The sequence below is a fragment of the Caloramator sp. Dgby_cultured_2 genome, assembly GCF_028872215.1.
In the GTDB taxonomy this organism is placed as follows: domain Bacteria; phylum Bacillota; class Clostridia; order Clostridiales; family Caloramatoraceae; genus Caloramator; species Caloramator australicus.
This window is the reverse complement of the sequence record NZ_CP118396.1, coordinates 1488974-1506694: the sequence shown is the minus strand read 5'-3', so window position 1 is coordinate 1506694 and position 17721 is coordinate 1488974. Positions and strand designations below refer to the sequence as shown.

General features: G+C 36.0%; 12 protein-coding genes, 6 pseudogenes and 3 other annotated features (1 of these 21 running past the window's edge). All 18 genes and pseudogenes read left to right on the top strand.

Features of this window, described 5'->3' with window-relative positions:
* Positions 1 to 12, top strand: a binding site (T-box leader) (it extends 205 nt beyond the left edge of the window).
* Between the two features lie 69 nt (positions 13 to 81).
* Positions 82 to 1993, top strand: a pseudogene (gene thrS, locus PWK10_RS10285) (threonine--tRNA ligase).
* A 45-nt stretch (positions 1994 to 2038) separates the two neighbouring features.
* Positions 2039 to 2148: a sequence feature (ribosomal protein L20 leader region), on the top strand.
* A gap of 10 nt (positions 2149 to 2158) precedes the next feature.
* Entirely contained in the window at positions 2159 to 2680 is a 522-nt protein-coding gene (gene infC / locus PWK10_RS10280) for a translation initiation factor IF-3 (RefSeq protein WP_274765976.1), read from the top strand.
* Between the two features lie 18 nt (positions 2681 to 2698).
* Positions 2699 to 2896 carry a 50S ribosomal protein L35 gene (rpmI, locus tag PWK10_RS10275; protein ID WP_008908021.1) on the top strand — a complete coding sequence of 66 codons (198 nt, stop codon included), beginning with the start codon at positions 2699 to 2701 and terminating at the stop codon, positions 2894 to 2896.
* Between the two features lie 21 nt (positions 2897 to 2917).
* Positions 2918 to 3277 (top strand): 50S ribosomal protein L20, encoded by a 360-nt coding sequence (rplT, locus tag PWK10_RS10270; RefSeq protein WP_008908022.1) that lies wholly within the window; start codon positions 2918 to 2920, stop codon positions 3275 to 3277.
* Positions 3278 to 3394: 117 nt separating this feature from the next.
* Positions 3395 to 4756: a TrkH family potassium uptake protein gene (locus PWK10_RS10265; protein WP_274765975.1), complete on the top strand. Its 1362-nt coding sequence runs from the start codon at positions 3395 to 3397 to the stop codon at positions 4754 to 4756.
* 14 nt (positions 4757 to 4770) lie between these two features.
* Positions 4771 to 5432 (top strand): annotated as a pseudogene (locus PWK10_RS10260) (potassium channel family protein).
* A gap of 48 nt (positions 5433 to 5480) precedes the next feature.
* On the top strand, positions 5481 to 6191 hold the full coding sequence (locus tag PWK10_RS10255; protein ID WP_342455766.1) for a TrmH family RNA methyltransferase: 711 nt from the start codon (positions 5481 to 5483) through the stop codon (positions 6189 to 6191).
* An 88-nt stretch (positions 6192 to 6279) separates the two neighbouring features.
* Positions 6280 to 7667, top strand: a pseudogene (locus PWK10_RS10250) (ISLre2 family transposase).
* A 146-nt stretch (positions 7668 to 7813) separates the two neighbouring features.
* Positions 7814 to 8022, top strand: a binding site (T-box leader).
* Positions 8023 to 8081: 59 nt separating this feature from the next.
* Positions 8082 to 9080: a phenylalanine--tRNA ligase subunit alpha gene (gene pheS, locus PWK10_RS10245; RefSeq protein ID WP_274768228.1), complete on the top strand. Its 999-nt coding sequence runs from the start codon at positions 8082 to 8084 to the stop codon at positions 9078 to 9080.
* 11 nt (positions 9081 to 9091) lie between these two features.
* Positions 9092 to 11451 (top strand): annotated as a pseudogene (pheT, locus tag PWK10_RS10240) (phenylalanine--tRNA ligase subunit beta).
* 175 nt (positions 11452 to 11626) lie between these two features.
* The gene (locus tag PWK10_RS10235) at positions 11627 to 11899 is read left to right on the top strand and encodes a nucleotidyltransferase domain-containing protein (protein ID WP_342455765.1); all 273 of its coding nucleotides are present in this window, start codon (positions 11627 to 11629) and stop codon (positions 11897 to 11899) included.
* Positions 11889 to 12218, top strand: a complete 330-nt coding sequence (locus PWK10_RS10230) for a HEPN domain-containing protein (protein WP_274765974.1) — start codon at positions 11889 to 11891, stop codon at positions 12216 to 12218. Before PWK10_RS10235 ends, PWK10_RS10230 begins: the two co-directional genes overlap by 11 nt.
* Before the next feature lie 124 nt (positions 12219 to 12342).
* Entirely contained in the window at positions 12343 to 12540 is a 198-nt protein-coding gene (locus PWK10_RS10225; RefSeq protein ID WP_274765973.1) for a cell division protein ZapA, read from the top strand.
* Positions 12541 to 12596: 56 nt separating this feature from the next.
* Positions 12597 to 12908 carry a hypothetical protein gene (locus PWK10_RS10220; protein ID WP_274765972.1) on the top strand — a complete coding sequence of 104 codons (312 nt, stop codon included), beginning with the start codon at positions 12597 to 12599 and terminating at the stop codon, positions 12906 to 12908.
* A 70-nt stretch (positions 12909 to 12978) separates the two neighbouring features.
* Positions 12979 to 13920, top strand: a complete 942-nt coding sequence (locus PWK10_RS10215; protein WP_274765971.1) for a peptidase U32 family protein — start codon at positions 12979 to 12981, stop codon at positions 13918 to 13920.
* Positions 13921 to 14160: 240 nt separating this feature from the next.
* A pseudogene (locus PWK10_RS10210) lies at positions 14161 to 14484 on the top strand (DUF3656 domain-containing protein); the annotation flags it as partial.
* 11 nt (positions 14485 to 14495) lie between these two features.
* Positions 14496 to 15335 carry a peptidase U32 family protein gene (locus PWK10_RS18680; RefSeq protein WP_342455764.1) on the top strand — a complete coding sequence of 280 codons (840 nt, stop codon included), beginning with the start codon at positions 14496 to 14498 and terminating at the stop codon, positions 15333 to 15335.
* Between the two features lie 13 nt (positions 15336 to 15348).
* A pseudogene (locus tag PWK10_RS10200) lies at positions 15349 to 17712 on the top strand (endonuclease MutS2).
* Positions 17713 to 17721 lie beyond the last annotated feature (9 nt).

Below are 17721 nucleotides of genomic sequence, written 5' to 3'. Positions count from 1 at the left end.
TTCGTCCCATGGGGATGGAAGGCCTTTTTGGTATAAAAACTTAAATCTTAAGTGCCAGGCACTTAAAAAGGAGGTTAGTTTATGATAAAGGTAACTTTAAAGGATGGAAAGGTGTTAGAATTGGATGCACCTATATCAGCTGAGGAAGTGGCAAAAAAATTAGCATGGGACTTTATAAAAACGCCCTTGCAGCAAAGATAAACGGCGAGGTTAAGGATCTTTTTACAATTATCGATAAGGATTGCACTTTAGAAATATTAACTTTTGAGGATGAAGGTGGAAGGGAAGCTCTAAGACATACTGCAGCCCATATTATGGCTCAGGCAGTAAAAAGGCTATATCCTGACGTTAAGCTTGCAATAGGACCTGCTATTGAAAATGGATTTTACTACGACTTTGATGCGGATTTTCCAATCACTCCTGAAATGCTTGAAAGCATAGAAAAGGAAATGGAAAAGATAGTAAAGGAAGATTATAAGCTTGAAAGATTCGAACTTTCAAGGGATGAAGCTATAAAATACATGCAGGATAGAAACGAAACTTATAAAGTAGAGCTCATCGGCGACATCCCAGAGGGAGAGACTATATCCTTCTATAAACAGGGAGAATTTGTTGACCTTTGTGCTGGACCTCATGTTCTTTCAACAGGGAAGGTAAAGGCCTTTAAGTTGTTAAACGTTGCAGGGGCATACTGGAGAGGAAACGAAAAAATAAGATGCTTCAAAGAATTTACGGAACTGCCTTTTCTAAAAAGAGCGAACTTGAAGAATATTTGAACCTTCTAGAAGAAGCTAAAAAGAGGGACCACAGAAAGCTAGGAAAAGAGCTAGAAATATTTGCAATAATGGAGGAAGGCCCAGGCTTCCCATTCTTCCTTCCAAAGGGAATGGTTATAAGAAACGAGCTTGAAAACTTCTGGAGGCAGGAACATCAAAAGAGGGGATATAAGGAAATAAAAACTCCAATAATACTTAACGAATCTTTATGGCATAGATCAGGACACTGGGATCACTACAAGGAAAACATGTATTTTACAAAAATAGATGAGCAGGATTTTGCAGTAAAGCCAATGAACTGCCCAGGAGGAATATTGGTTTATAAAAGCCAAATGCACAGCTATAGAGAGCTTCCTCTAAGGCTTGGAGAACTTGGACTTGTTCACAGACACGAAATTTCAGGTGCTCTACACGGCCTTATGAGGGTTAGATGCTTTACTCAGGACGATGCCCACATTTTCATGCTTCCATCCCAAATAAAGGATGAGGTTTTAGGTGTTATTAACTTTATCGACTATGTATATAAGCTATTTGGATTTGAATACCACGTTGAGCTTTCAACAAGACCTGAAAATTCTATGGGAAGCGATGAGGATTGGGAACATGCAACAAATTCATTAATCGAAGCACTTAATGCAGCAGGACTTGAATACAAGGTAAACGAAGGTGATGGTGCCTTCTATGGTCCAAAGATCGACTTCCATTTAAAGGATTGCCTTGGAAGAACATGGCAGTGCGGAACTATTCAGCTTGACTTCCAAATGCCAGAAAGGTTTGACCTATACTATATAGGTGAAGACGGAGAAAAACATAGACCTGTTATGATTCACAGGGTTATCTTCGGTAGTATAGAAAGATTCATAGGAATACTTATTGAGCATTATGCAGGAGCCTTCCCAACATGGCTTGCTCCGGTTCAGGTTAAGATACTTCCTGTAACAGACAGGGCAAACGAATATGCAAAGGAAATAGAAGAAAAACTCAAGGAAATGAAGGTAAGGGCAGAGAGCGACCTAAGAAATGAAAAGATAGGCTACAAGATAAGAGAAGCTCAGCTTCAAAAGGTTCCATATATGATAATATTAGGTGACAAGGAAGTTGAAAACAGAAATATATCACTAAGGTCAAGAAAAGAAGGAGATCTTGGTGCAATGGAATTTGAAGCCTTTGCAGCAAGGATAAGGGAAGAAATCGATAAAAAGATAAGCAACATATAACTTAAAACATATTGACAAATCCTATATTTAGTGTTATCCTAATAAAGGTATAAGTAGAAGCCATCCGCTTCTCACCTTACGCCAAAGGTAGTAAGGTTTCTTCAGGTTATAGTGGACTTATGCGGATGGACTACCATCCGCTTTTGTTTTGTAAAAAATTAGGAGGTGAACGTTATTAACAAACAACATTTAGTTAACGAAGAAATTCGTGAAAAGGAAATTAGACTTATCGATTCCGACGGAACTCAGCTTGGAATCATGCCAACAAAGAAGGCACTTGAAATTGCTGAATCTAAGCAGCTTGACCTAGTTTTGATTGCACCACAGGCTAAACCACCTGTTTGCAAAATAATGGACTACGGCAAGTTCATCTATGAACAGCAGAAAAAGGAAAAGGAAGCAAAGAAAAAGCAAAAGGTTATCAATGTTAAGGAGATTAGAATTACTCCTAACATCGACGAGCATGATTTAAACGTTAAAGCAAAGAATGCTGAAAAGTTCCTAAAGGATGGAGACAAGGTAAAAGTTACAGTAAAATTTAGAGGTAGAGAAGCAGAACATTCCCATCTAGGAGAGGAAGTTTTAAAAAGATTTGCAGATAAGCTCTCTGAAGTGGGTGTTATAGAAAAACAGCCAAAGCTTGAGGGAAAGAACATGTTTATAGTATTTACCCCAAAGAAACAGTAAGCGAGAGGAGGAAGTTCTATGCCAAAAATGAAGACACATAAGGGTGCAGCAAAGAGATTTAAAAAGACTGCATCAGGAAAATTTAAGAGATCCCATGCATATCATCGTCATATATTAACTAAGAAGGATGCAAAGAGAAAGAGAAGACTTAGAAAGGCAACTTTAGTTCATGTTGCAGAAGTAAAGAAGCTAAAGAAATTATTGCCTTACGCATAAGGCTAGAAGGAGGTAGGGAATATGGCTAGAGTTAAAAGAGCAGTGCATTCACATAAAAAACGTAGAAAGATAATGAAGCTTGCAAAGGGTTACTATGGTGCAAAGAGCAAGCTCTACAGAATTGCAAAGCAAGCTGTAATGAAGAGCTTACAATATGCATACGTTGGTAGAAAGCTAAAGAAGAGAGACTTTAGAAAGCTTTGGATTGCAAGAATAAACGCTGCAGCAAGAGCAAATGGTCTTTCATACTCAAAGTTCATCAACGGCTTAAAGCTTGCTGGAGTTGAAATAAACAGAAAGATGCTTGCTGATCTTGCAGTAAACGATGCAGCGGCATTTGCTGAGTTAGTAAACTTAGCTAAAGAAAAACTAAATGCATAATTTAAGCAAAATTGACAAAAAGAGGCCTTAAATCGGCCTCTTTTAAATTTTAAAAAACTTTAAACGTGGTATAATATAATAATGTATTTGAAAATCGCAATATTAGGAGGATTAGATATGCTACTTAAGGAAGGAGAAGACGGGGTCAAAATTTATAGACTTCAGCCGGTTCAGATTTTAGCCTTAGGTTTTGCAGCTGTGATTTTAATTGGGGCGCTTTTATTAAAACTTCCAATTTCATCTGCCGATGGTAATGCAACGCCCTTTTTAGATTGCCTATTTACAGCTACATCCGCTGTGTGCGTAACCGGACTTGTTACACTTGATACCGGAACCCACTGGAGTTTGTTTGGTCAAGTTATAATACTTTTGCTTATTCAGATTGGTGGACTTGGCTTTATGACCTTTGCAACTATGTTTGCAATAATTCTTGGAAGAAAGATAAGCCTAAAGGAAAGGCTTATAATGCAGGAGGCCTACAACGCCTTTAATATTCAGGGTATAGTTAAGCTTGCAATTTATGTTATGGGGATAACCTTTTCAATAGAGGGGTTAGGCGCTATTCTATTATCCACCCAATTTATCCCGCAATTTGGCTGGAAAAGAGGAATTTATTACGGCATATTCCACTCAGTATCCGCCTTCTGCAATGCCGGGTTTGACCTGATAGGTGGATTTAGAAGCTTAACGCCCTATACTGAAAATGTGGTTATAAACCTTACAGTTATGTCACTTATCGTAATTGGCGGTTTAGGCTTTGGTGTTGTTACTGAAATTATTAACAATAGAAATTTTAAAAAGCTCTCTTTACATTCGAAGGTGGTTATATTTGCAACTACAATTTTAATAGTTACTGGTGCGGTAGCCTTCTTTATACTTGAATACAATAATCCTAAGACTTTAGGAGCTTTATCTTTTAAGGGTAAAATTTTATCAAGTCTATTTGCATCCATAACTCCAAGAACGGCAGGATTTAATACCATAAATCTTCCGGATATGACAACAGCAAGCAAGTTTTTAACTATAATTCTTATGTTTATAGGTGCATCCCCAGGCTCAACGGGTGGCGGTATAAAAACCACAACAGCGACATTAATTTTAATGATAGTTTTAGCCGTTATAAAAGGTAGAGAGGATACCGAAATATTTGAAAGAAGGATTCCAAAGGAACTTGTTTATAGAGCAGTTGGAATAACATTTATAAGCTTTATGCTGGTTATTTTTGTTACGATGGTTCTTTCCATAACACAGCAGGGAGACTTTATGGAGTTTATGTATGAGGCAACATCAGCCTTTGGAACGGTAGGTTTAAGCCTTGGTTTAACAACTAGACTCGATGCCATAGGTAAGTTAATAATAATATTTACCATGTATTCGGGAAGAGTAGGACCACTAACTCTTGCCCTTGCCTTTGCAAGAAAGCAGCTGATGGCAAGCAAGGCTATAAAATACCCAGAGGATAAAATACTGGTAGGATGATTAGGAGGATTGTTATGAAATCTAAGCAGTTCGTAGTTATTGGACTTGGAAGATTCGGCTCAAGCGTTGCTAAAACCCTTTATTCCCTTGGCAACGAAGTTTTGGCGATAGATAAGGACGAAGAGACTGTTCAAAATATATCCGACTTTGTAACCCATGCCGTTCAGGCAGATGCTACAGATGAATCTACAATAAGATCCTTAGGTATTAGAAACTTTGACGTGGCAGTTGTAACGATAGGTTCAGATATTCAATCGAGCGTTATGGTAACTCTTCTTTTAAAGGAGCTTGGAATAAAATACGTTATAGCAAAGGCCCACAATGATCTTCATGCAAAGGTGCTTTACAAGATAGGTGCTGATAGGGTTGTATTCCCTGAAAGGGATATGGGGGTTAGAGTAGCCCACAACCTTTGCACATCGAATATCCTCGATTTTATAGAACTTTCACCGGACTACAACATAATTGAACTTACGGCAATTGAAGAATGGCACAATAAATCCTTAAGAGAACTTGATATGAGAAATAAATATGGATTTAACGTTATGGCAATCAAGAGGGATAATGAGATTGATGTCTCCCGGGTGCAGATGATGTTATAAAACCAGGAGATGTGCTTGTTGTGATATCCACAAACGAAAACATTAGAAAATTTGAAAACGAAAAATTAAGGTAGGATGTTTATGATAGGGAAAAATAATCCTTTAATAAAGGAGTCTTTAAAATTAAAGCAAAAAAATATAGGGATGAGTTAAATAAATTTTTAATTGAAGGTGTTAGATTTGTTGAAGAGGCTATTAAGGAAAATTTTGTAGAGTATATTTTTTATTCGAATAAAATCCTTGATTCAAAGTATTCATATATTTTGGACTGGGATGTCAAAAAATATGAAGTTAATGAGGATGTAATTAAAGAACTTTCAGATACAGAAAATCCTCAAGGTGTGGCTGCAGTTTGTAGAAAGAGGGAAAACAGGGCTGATTTAAAGGATTTTGTTGTTATAGCCGATGGGGTTCAGGACCCTGGAAACCTTGGAACTATAATTAGAACCCTTGATGCGGCAGGAGCCGATGCTCTAATCATTATAAAGGGGACAGTTGATCCCTATAACTCAAAAACTCTACGTTCAACAATGGGGTCTATATTTAGAGTCCCGATAGTGTATTTTGATGATTTTGAAAAAGCCTCAGATTATCTTAAAAATAAAGGCTTTAATATATATGCAACAAGCCTTGAGGCAGAAAAGCTAATTTACGACTACAACTTTAATGAAAAAACAGCCCTTGTTATAGGAAACGAGGCAAACGGAATTTCGAAGGAGCATATAGAACTTTCAACACATAAAATAAAAATCCCGATGATTGGAAAGGCAGAATCTTTAAACGCTGCAGTTGCATCGGCCATTGTAATATACGAAGTTGTAAGCATAGTGTAAAATTATTGTAGGACGAAAAAGACAAAAATTTAAAAGAGACAACCCCTGTGATAAAATAAAAGTGAAAAAACACACAAACCAATAAGGGGTGTCTCTTTTGAATAATATTATACAACAACATTTAATAAATTTCACTACTAAATTAATAAAAAATGTTGAAGAAACTATATCAAAAGAATGGGATCTAACAAAACTTGTTGATGTAGTTAAAAAAATGACTGATGAATTAGGAGCAAACATAATAAAGGACTTTTTAGAAGAATTAGATAAAACGATTAAAGAAGATGAAAAAAGGAAAAAGGGATGGGTAGTAGAAAGGAAAGACAAGAAAAAGATTGTAACAATGCTAGGCGAAATAGAATATGCAAGAACGTATTACAAATCTAAGAAGAATGGGGAATATAGATATTTACTTGATGAAATTATAGGGATAAGCAAACATGAGAAGGTAGATAAAGAAGTAAAGATAAAGCTGGTGGAGAACGCAATTAATATGTCCTATGAGGAGAGTAGTAAAATAACATGTCCGGAGAAACTAAGTAGACAGGCAGTATTTAATGCAATAAGACAGGTAGGAGAAGTAGAAGTAAAAGGGAAGTAAAAGAAAAGAGGAAAGTAAGGGTGCTATACATAGAAGCAGATGAGGATCATGTGGCATTGCAGGATGGGAAGAAGGAGATGCCAAGGCTTGTATATATACATGAAGGAAGGCAAAGCAAAAATGGGAGAAACGAATTAAAGAATGTATATTACAAAGCATACGTTGGTGTAGAAGCTGAAGAAATATGGATAGATGTAGCGAATTATGTGTATGACAATTATGAAATAGAGAGCATAGAAAAGATATACATAGCAGGAGATGGAGCAAGATGGATAAAGGAAGGAATGGAATGGATTCCGAAAGCGAAATTTGTATTAGATAGATATCATTTGAACAAATACATAATAAGAGGGACAGCAAAGCGAGAAGAATATAGGCAAAAGATATGGGGAGCGATAAATGAAGGGGATAAGAAGGTTTTAAGGGAGATATTTAAGGAGTTAATAAATATAGCAGAAACTAAGACAGAAAAGGAGAGAGCAAAAGAAGCAAGGAGATATATATTAAATAACTGGGAAGGGATAGTAATATATAAAGAGGACGAGGATGTAATAGGATGCAGTGCAGAAGGGCATATAAGCCATGTATTATCAGCGAGATTAAGCAGTAGGCCATTAGGATGGAGTAAAGAGGGATTAAAGATAATGGCAAAGCTAAGGGTATTTAGCAGGAATGGAGGTAATTTAAGGGAAATAAGTATATACAAGGAAGATGTTGAAACATTTAGATTAAATAAAAAGAAGATAAAAGAAACAATTAAAAGAATAAATAATTCTTCACGAGAAGGAATAAATAATATAACAATATTAAACATTGGAAAAGTAACACCGATGTATAAGATATTAAAATCAATTAAATATGAAAATATAATTTAAAGTTTAAAAGTTTACGAAAGTCTTGATTTTAAACATTTTAGGGGTTGTCTATAAAAAATTAACCTACAATATCTTGACACTATCAGTTGTAAGGCAAAGATTGACAAGATAAGCCTTAAAAATTATAATTTAATAAGAATTTAATATCCGAAACGGTGAAGGAGCACAGTAGGTCGGTGATGTGCACAGGGAGGGCCTGCCGCGATTGAGAGCAAGCCTGCAATGTAGCCGATTGAACCTTCCCTCCAGAGTTCCTCAGCTGAAATTAAGTAGGCTGATGGCGGCATTGCCGTTATAAAAATAAGAGGAGCCATTGGCTCAACTAGGGTGGTACCGCGGTTTCCCCGTCCCTACTAGGGATGGGGATTTATTTTATACAAAGGGAGGTTAGAGGATGAGAGAACAGCTTGAAAAATAAAATTAGAAGCTCTAGAGGAAATTAAAGAAGCTACAAACAGCCAAAGGATAGACGAGATTAGAGTTAAGTATCTTGGCAAAAAGGGAAGTTTAACTACGATTTTAAGGGGAATGGGGAGCCTATCTCCTGAGGAAAGACCAATAATTGGAAAGTTTGCCAATGAAGTTAGGGAGTTTATTGAAGAGGAAATTAAAAAGGCCCTTTTAAATATTAAAAATAAGGAAAGGGAGCTTAAAATAAAGGGCGAATACATAGACATTACGATGCCAGGGAAAAAGGTTGAAATTGGTGGAATTCATCCTTTAAACAAGGTTTTAGACGAGATCAAGGATATATTCTTTGGAATGGGCTTTTCAATCGCAGAAGGACCTGAAGTGGAGCTTGACTATTATAATTTTGAGGCCCTTAACGTCCCCAAGAACCATCCTGCAAGGGATGAGCAGGATACCTTCTATATAAGCGAAAATCTTGTTTTAAGAACTCAGACATCCCCAATACAGGTAAGAACAATGGAGAAGACAAAACCACCAATAAGAATCATTGCACCAGGAAGGGTTTATAGATCTGATGCAGTTGATGCTACCCACTCACCTATATTCTATCAGATTGAAGGATTAGTTGTAGACAAGGGAATTACAATGGCAAACCTTAAGGGAACCCTTGAAACCTTTGCAAAGAGGTTCTTTGGGGAAAAGACAAGGACTAAATTTAGACCTCATCATTTCCCATTTACAGAGCCATCAGCTGAGATGGATGTATCCTGCTTTGTTTGTGGAGGAGAAGGCTGCAGGGTATGTAAAGGCTCAGGATGGATCGAAATATTAGGATGTGGAATGGTGCATCCAGATGTTTTAAGAAAGGGCGGAATAGACCCCGAGGAATACAGCGGATTTGCCTTTGGAATGGGGCTTGATAGAATAGTTATGATAAAGTATGGTATAGATGATATAAGGCTTCTTTATGAAAACGATATTAGATTTTTAAAGCAGTTTTAAGGAGGGATAAGATGAAGGTTCCATATAATTGGCTGCTGGAGTATGTTGATATAGAAAAGGATATAAGGGAAGTTGCCGATGCCCTTACAATGTCAGGATCAAAGGTTGAAGAGGTTATAGAATATGGCAAGGAAATAGACAAAGTAGTTACAGGATTGATAGAAAAAATAGAAAAGCACCCTAATGCTGACAAGTTAAGGGTATGTCAGGTTAACGTTGGAGAAGAAGTTATCCAAATTGTAACAGGTGCTGAAAATGTTCAAGAAGGAGATACTGTTCCTGTTGCCCTCCATGGCTCTACATTGCCAGGTGGAGTTAAAATAAAAAGGGAAAACTAAGGGGAGTAGACTCTAACGGGATGCTCTGTTCTGAGGCAGAGCTTGGAATTGCCGATGACGATTCAGTTCACGGAATTATGATTTTACCTAAGGGGACTCCAATTGGAGTTGACATTAAAGAAATATTAGGTCTTAAGGGTGGAATACTTGATTTTGAAATAACTTCAAATAGAGCAGATTGCTTTGGGGTTTACGGAATTGCAAGGGAAGCCTCTGCCACATTTAGAGTCCCATTAAAGGGAATTGAGACAAGTTTTAAGGAAAAGGACGAGAATATTAAGGATTATATAGATGTTGAAGTTAAGGATGATTTATGCAGAAGATACGCAGCAAGGGTAGTAAAAAATGTAAAGATAGGTCCATCACCTGAGTGGATGCAGCAGCGCCTTATGGATGCTGGAGTAAGACCGATAAATAATATAGTTGACATTACAAATTATGTTATGCTTGAACTTGGCCAACCTATGCACGCCTTTGACCATAGGTTTATAAATGGCAAAAGGATAATAGTAAGAAGGGCTGAGGATGGTGAAAAATTTACAACCCTTGATGGAGTTGAAAGAACATTAGATTCCTCAATGCTAGTAATTGCCGATGAAAAGGGTGCTGTTGCGGTTGCAGGAGTTATGGGAGGACTTGACTCTGAGATAAAGGACGACACAACAACTGTAGTATTTGAATGTGCAAACTTTAATGGACCTAATGTAAGGCTTACAGCTAAAAAATTAGGACTAAGAACAGAATCCTCCTCAAGATTTGAAAAGGATTTAGATCCAAACCTTGTGAATTTAGCCCTTGACAGAGCTTGCCACCTTGTTGAAGCTCTTGAAATTGGAGAGGTTGTAGGCGGAAAAATAGATATATACAAAAACCCTGTAAAGCCCTATACATTAGAAGTAGATCCTAACTGGATAAATGATTTCATAGGAATTAATATATCAAAGGAAGAAATGGCAAATATGCTGGGCTATCTTGGAATGAAGGTTGAGGTAGGAGATAAGCTAAAGATTGAAGTTCCAACCTTCAGGCAGGATATAAGGATTAAAGAGGATGTTGCAGAAGAGATAGCAAGGCTCTACGGATATGACAAAATCAAAGCAGAAAAGATAAAGGGTGAGGCGGTTGAGGCTGTTCTTACTAGGGAACAAAGGCTTACGAATATAATAAGAAATGTTCTTGTAAATAGGGGCTTTTTCGAGATAAACACATATTCCTTTATAAGTCCTAAGGCTTTTGATAAAATAAGGCTTCCAGAGGATAGCCCATTAAGAAATACAGTAAAGATTTTAAATCCTCTCGGGGAAGACTTTAGCATAATGAGGACAACATTAATTCCTTCAATAATGGAAACATTGAAGATAAATTATGCAAGGGATAACAAGGAAGTTAAAATATTTGAAGTTGCAAAGACTTATCATCCAGCCGAAAACATGCCCTATGAACCTGTAAAGCTTTCAATTGGAATGATAGGGAAAGTTGACTTTTATGATTTAAAGGGAGTTATTGAAAATATACTTTATGTTTTAGGAATTGATAAAGTAGATTATGAAAGGGACGAGAAGAATCCAATATTCCATCCTGGAAGATGTGCAAAGCTTTTAGTAAGAAGAAAGTCAGTTGGCTACTTTGGAGAAGTTCATCCTGAAGTTGCTGAAAACTACGAAATTGAAGACAGAATTTATGTTGCTGAAATTGAGCTTATGCCGTTATTTGAAGCATATAAAACTGAAAGAAAATATAAGCCTCTTCCCAAATATCCTGCTGTTGATAGGGATATTGCAATTTTAGTTAAGGATGAAGTTGCTGTTGCTGAAATTGAAAATATCATATGGAAGATAGGAAAAGAAATAGTAGAACAAGTTAAACTCTTTGATGTTTATAAAGGAAAACAAGTTCCAGAGGGAATGAAATCAGTAGCATACTCTATAATCTACAGAAGAGAAGATAGAACACTAACGGATGAAGAAGTTAATAAGGTTCACGAGAGCATCATAAAATCCCTTTCAGAAAAGCTTGGAGCTCAGTTAAGATAATCTTTTACCCCCACCTAAAAACAGGTGGGGGTTTTTGGTAGTGAAGTAGTTTACATTTTTGTTTTTAGAATATATAATAATTATAACGATTAAGTAATTTATAAACTCGGTAGGTGATAAAGTTGAAGGAAAATATAAAATATCAAATAGATAAGATTACTAACGAAATAAAAAAATAATTCCGGTAGAAAAAATCTATCTATTTGGCTCTTATGCTTATGGAAATCCAACACAAGAAAGTGATATAGATTTGTGTATTGTAGTTAGTGAAAACACAATAAGTAAAAGGGACATATTGCGTCTTATAAGAAAATCATTAGTGGATGTTGCTGATTTCCCTATTGATATTTTGGTGTATTCGAAGGAGGAATTTAGTGAAAGAGCAGAAATTGGATCTACAATAGAATATAAAATTGTTCATGAAGGGGATTGTTTATATGAACAGTAAGGATATTGCTAATGAATGGTTTGAGTTTGCTGAAATGGACTTAAATTCTGCAAAATTTCTTTTAAATATGCACCCTAAACCTTTAGAAATAATTTGTTATCATTGTCAACAAAGTGCAGAAAAATATTTAAAAGGTTACTTAGCGCTAATTGGCGAGAAAATAACAAAAACTCATGATTTAATCTTTTTGAATAAGATTTGCAAAAAGCATGATGAAGAGTTTAAAAATATTGATGATGATTGTGTTGAACTAGTTGACTATGGTGTCAATATTAGATACCCTTTTTTATTGATTTACAGGAATATGATGTTAAATTAGCTCTTGAAAGTGCGGAAAGAATAAAGAATTTTGTCCTAGAAAAAGTAAAAAATTATAGTGAAAAATTCTAAAATAATGATAAAATATAATTAACACAGCATTTTGAAAGGGTAGGGTGCTTGATATGAAAAATAAGGTGAATGTTAAGATAAATGGCTGTGAATATACATTGACGGGGACAGAATCAGAAGAGTATTTATTTTCACTGGCTAATTTTGTTGATAAAAGGATTAGGGAAATAAGAAGGAATAATATAAATCATAACGATACTTCTGCTGCAGTTTTAACAGCCCTTTTGATTGCAGATGAGCTTTTAAATTAAAAAGGGAAGTTGAAGAAATTAAAAAGTCTATAGAAGAGCCAGCTAAAAAGCTTGAAATGCTGCAGTTTGAATTTGAAAACCTTTATAACCAGTATAATTTTGTCCTTGAGGAGAATAATAAATTAAAGCAGGAAAATGAAGAATTAATGTTAAATCTTCAAGAGGTTCAAAAACAATATGAGGAAGCGTCCTTAACCTTTGAAGAATACAGCGAAGAATACAAGAAAATGAAGGAAGATTACGAAAGGCTATATGTTGAAAATCAAAGGCTGCAGGCGGAGGTTAGCCAAAGGGACGAGGATATTAATGAGCTTAAGGATAAACTTTTGGAGAGTGAAATTGAAATTGTAAGGCTCAAAAAGATTTAAAGGAAGCAAGGGATTTTAATAAGAAAAACTTTTACAATAGGGGTAACCCCTATTTTTGTGGGAGGAAAACATGGTAGAACTTTTAGCCCCAGCAGGGGATTTTGAATCCTTAAAGGCGGCAATTCTTAACGGTGCCGATGCTGTTTATATAGGCGGAAAGGAATTTTCAGCAAGGCAGTATGCGGGTAATTTTGATAGAGAAGAGATAATAGAATTAGTAAGATTTTGTCATGCATACGGAGCCAAGGTTTATGTTACTTTAAATACCCTTTTAAAAAACAATGAAATTGAAAGGGCCCTTGAGTATGCTGCCTTTTTATATCAAAACGGAGTAGATGCCCTTATAATTCAAGACATTGGACTTTTAAAGCTTTTAAGGGAAAACATAAAGGATTTTGAAATTCATGCCAGCACCCAAATGACTGTCCACAACCTTGAAGGTGTTAATTTTTTATATTCTCAAGGGATAAAAAGGGTAGTTCTTGCAAGGGAACTTAGCCTTAATGAGATAGAATATATATGCAAAAATACCGAAGCGGAGATTGAGACATTTATCCATGGGGCACTTTGCATATCCTTCTCAGGGCAGTGCCTTTTTAGCAGCATAATAGGAGGAAGAAGCGGAAACAGAGGAAGATGTGCACAGCCCTGTAGAATGCAGTATTCCTTAGATGATGGGGATAAAAAATATATCTTAAGTCCTAAGGATCTTTGGACTTTAGAACATATTGAAAAACTAATAAGAGCAGGAGTAAAGTCATTAAAGATAGAAGGAAGAATGAAAAGGCCGGAATATGTTGCAACGGTAGTTAGAGCTTATAGAAGGGCAATTGATGGGATTTTAACTCGGGAGGATAAGGAGGATGTTGTAAAGATTTTCAACAGAGGAGGCTTTACAACGGCCTATTTATTTGATGAAAATGGACCTAAAATGATGTCCTATGAGAATCCTAAAAATTGGGGTGTTTTACTAGGGAAAGTCATAGGAAAAAGGGGAAATTCGTTCAAATAAAACTTGAGGAAGAACTTAACTTAGGAGACGGAATTGAGATATTTGGAAAGGGGATAGGAGTTCCTGTTAATACTATTTACGATAAGGATGGGAGGGAAATTCAAAGGGCTAAAAGGGGGACATTGTAAAAATTTACTTTGAGGATGCAAAGGTTGGGGATATTTTATATAAAACTCAGGATACAGAGCTGATTAAAAGGGCAAGAGAAAGTTTCGAGGGTAAGGATACAAAAAAGTTCCCTTAATTGGAAGATTTAACGCTACAAAGGATGGAATGGAACTTGAAGTTATAGGTCCCAAAAGGATAAAGATAAGCCTTGATGGGGTTGAAATCGCAAAGACAAAGCCAACAACTAAAGAAAGGATAATTGAAGCCCTTTCAAAGACGAAGGAGACTCCATTTTTCTTTAAAAATATAGAGGTTGAAATTGAAGATAACCTTATGATTCCTATTTCAAAATTAAATGAAATAAGAAGAAGGGCAATTGAGAAACTTCTTGATGAGCTTCAGGAAAAAAGGGAAGATATAAAGGTTAATATTAATTTTGAAAAAGGGAAAAGGTAAAAGAGCCAAAGATCATTGTTAAAACTGGAAGAATAGATATTGCAAAAGAGGCACTTAAAAATGGCGCTGATATTGTATTCTTTGGAGGAGATAGATTAAGGATAAACAAAGGGGATATTGAGGATCTTTTAGAATATAAGGATAAAGTTTATCCACATTTTCCTGAGATAATTATAGAAGAATTTGATTATTACAAAGAGAGGGCAATTAAGCTAAAAGATTTAGGATTTACAAAGGCATTATGTGGGAATATAGGCTTTTATAATACGCTTTTAAACTTAGGTTATGATGTTTATCTTGATAAGGGCTTTAACATTTTAAACTCATTCTGCCCCGATACCTTTGAAAATGAGGGTGTATATCTTTCACAGGAATTGAATCTTTTAGAGCTCAAAGACCTTATATCAAAGACAAATAAGGATACAATTGTTTTTGTCTACGGAAGAACAAGGATGATGGTTAGCAGGCATTGTCCAATAGGAAGTGAGAAGGGGTATTCTAAGTTAAATTGCCCAAAGGTTTGTGAAGATAAAATTCATTATCTTAAGGACAGAATGGGGGAAAAATTTTTAATAGCAACGGATCTTTATTGTAGAAGCCATATATTTAATTCAAAGATAACTATAATGCTTGAACATATAAAGGACCTTATAAGTCTTAATAGTAGCTTTTGGGTTATGGAATTTTTAGAGGAGGATGCAAAATTTTCAGGTGAAGTTGTAAAAGCCTATAAGGATGCTCTAACAAGGGGGCTTAAAGGCGATTTTTCCTTGAGTAGTGGTACAAAGAGAATTTTAGAAGAAAACAAAAACAAAATAACAAAGGGACATTTTTATAGAGGTATTCTTTAAAGGGGATGATTAGATGAACGAAAAAACGTTTAGGGTTTTAGAATATAACAAAATAATTGAAATGTTATCTAAGAGGGCACTTTCAAGCAAAGGGCGAAAAATGTGTGAGGAGCTTTTACCAACATCAAATCTTTTAGAGGTTGAAGATAGGTTAAGGGAAACAAAGGAAGCCTATGATGTTGTTTTAAAGTGGGGAAGTCTTCCATTGGAAGGAGTTAAGGACATAGAGGATTCGGTAAAAGGGCAAAAATGGGATTTACATTAACCCCTTCAGAGCTTTTAAGGGTTTCTGATATCTTAAGAGTGACTAAAAGATTAAAATCATTTTTGCCGATGGTGCTAAAAAGGAAAATTACCCAATAATAAATGAAATTATAGAATCCTTATTTTATATTAAAAGCCTTGAGGAGGACATTGAAAGGGCAATTGTAAGCGAAGAGGAAATAGATGATAGGGCAAGTGAAAAGCTATATAGCATTAGAAGGGCAATAAAGGATAAAAACCAAAGGGTAAAGGAAAAACTTCAATCGATGCTTCACTCCCTTTCAAAATATCTTCAAGAGCCAATTATTACAATGCGAAACGGAAGATATGTAATTCCTGTAAAATCTGAATTCAAGGGAAGCGTCGCAGGGCTTGTTCATGACCAATCGGCCAGCGGTTCAACTTTATTTATAGAACCCATGCCTATAGTTGAGCTAAATAACGAAATTAGAGAATTAGAACTTAAAGAAAAGGCAGAAATAGAAAGAATCTTAAAGGAGCTCTCAGAAAAGGTAGCTAAAAATTCTGAGGAGCTTTTGCACGACAATGAAAACATAGCCTATTTAGACTTTTTGATGGCAAAGGCAAAGTTTGGACTCGATCTTGATGCTTCAATTCCTGAGGTAAACGATAAGGGGATTATCAACATGAAAAGGGCAAAGCATCCCCTTATAGACAAGGAAAAGGTTGTTCCTATTGATATAAGACTTGGGCAAAATTACAACGCCCTTGTTATAACAGGACCTAACACAGGAGGTAAGACGGTTACATTAAAGACCACAGGCCTTTTAACGTTGATGGCAATGGCAGGTCTTGCAATCCCATGTTCCGATGGTTCTACGGTTTCTGTTTTTAACAAGGTCTTTGCGGATATCGGGGATGAACAGAGTATAGAACAGAGTCTTTCAACCTTTTCATCCCATATGAAAAATATTATAAACATAGTTAAAGAAGCTGATGAAAAGTCTCTAATTCTTGTTGATGAGCTTGGGGCAGGAACGGATCCAAGCGAAGGTGCAGCCCTTGCGATGTCTTTGTTGGAATATTTTTATAAAAAGGGTGCTAAATTGGTTGCAACTACCCATTACAGCGAAATTAAAGTATTTGCTATGGAAAAGGAAGGGTTTGAAAACGCCAGCGTTGAATTCGATGTGGAAACCCTAAGGCCGACCTATAGGCTTTTAATTGGAATTCCCGGAAAGTCCAACGCCTTTGAAATTTCAAAAAGGCTTGGGCTTGACGAGGACATAATAAACAGGGCAAAGGAGTTTATATCAAAGGATGTTGCAAAGTTTGAGGATGTAATTCAATCCCTTCAAAATAAGACTTTGCTTCTTGAAAGGGAAATCGATGAGGTTCAAAAGATTAAGAGAGAAAACCTTGAGCTTAAAAAGGAATACTCAGAGAAAAATATAAGCTTGAGAGCCAAAGGGATAAGGAAATAAAAAAGGCACAGGAAGAGGCAAGAAGGATTATAAGGCAGGCAAAGGAAGAGGCGGATGCCATTTTAAAGGAGCTTAACGAACTTAGAAAAAGAGCTCTTGAGGCGGAAAGCATAAGGGAAGCAGAAGAGGCAAGGAAGAAATTGAAAAATAAACTCGATGCAATGTCAAGCAAAGAGGAAGAAGTAATCGTAAAGGATGGAATGATAGAGGCAAGGGATATAAAGGTCGGAGATGAAGTGTATGTTTCAACAGTTTCTGCAAAGGGGACGGTTCTTTCGCTTCCAGATGCCAAGGGTGAAGTTTTAGTTCAAATTGGGGTTATGAAGATGAGTGTTCCACTTGATAAATTATTCATAGAAGAAAAGGGTAAGAAACAGGCTCAAAAATTAGGAACAACAAAGATTATAAAGGAAAAGGCAGAAAATATTTCAACAAGCATCGATTTAAGGGGACAGACAATAGATGAAGCACTTTATAATCTTGATAAATATCTTGATGATGCTTTTTTATCCGGTCTTACTAAGGTTACTATAATCCACGGTAAAGGGACAGGTGCCTTAAGGGAAGGAATACAAAGGGCCCTAAGAAGTCACAGCCATGTAAAAAGTTTTAGGCTGGGTGATTTTAGTGAAGGCGGAAGTGGGGTTACAATTGTTGAACTTAAATAAACTTTTAAC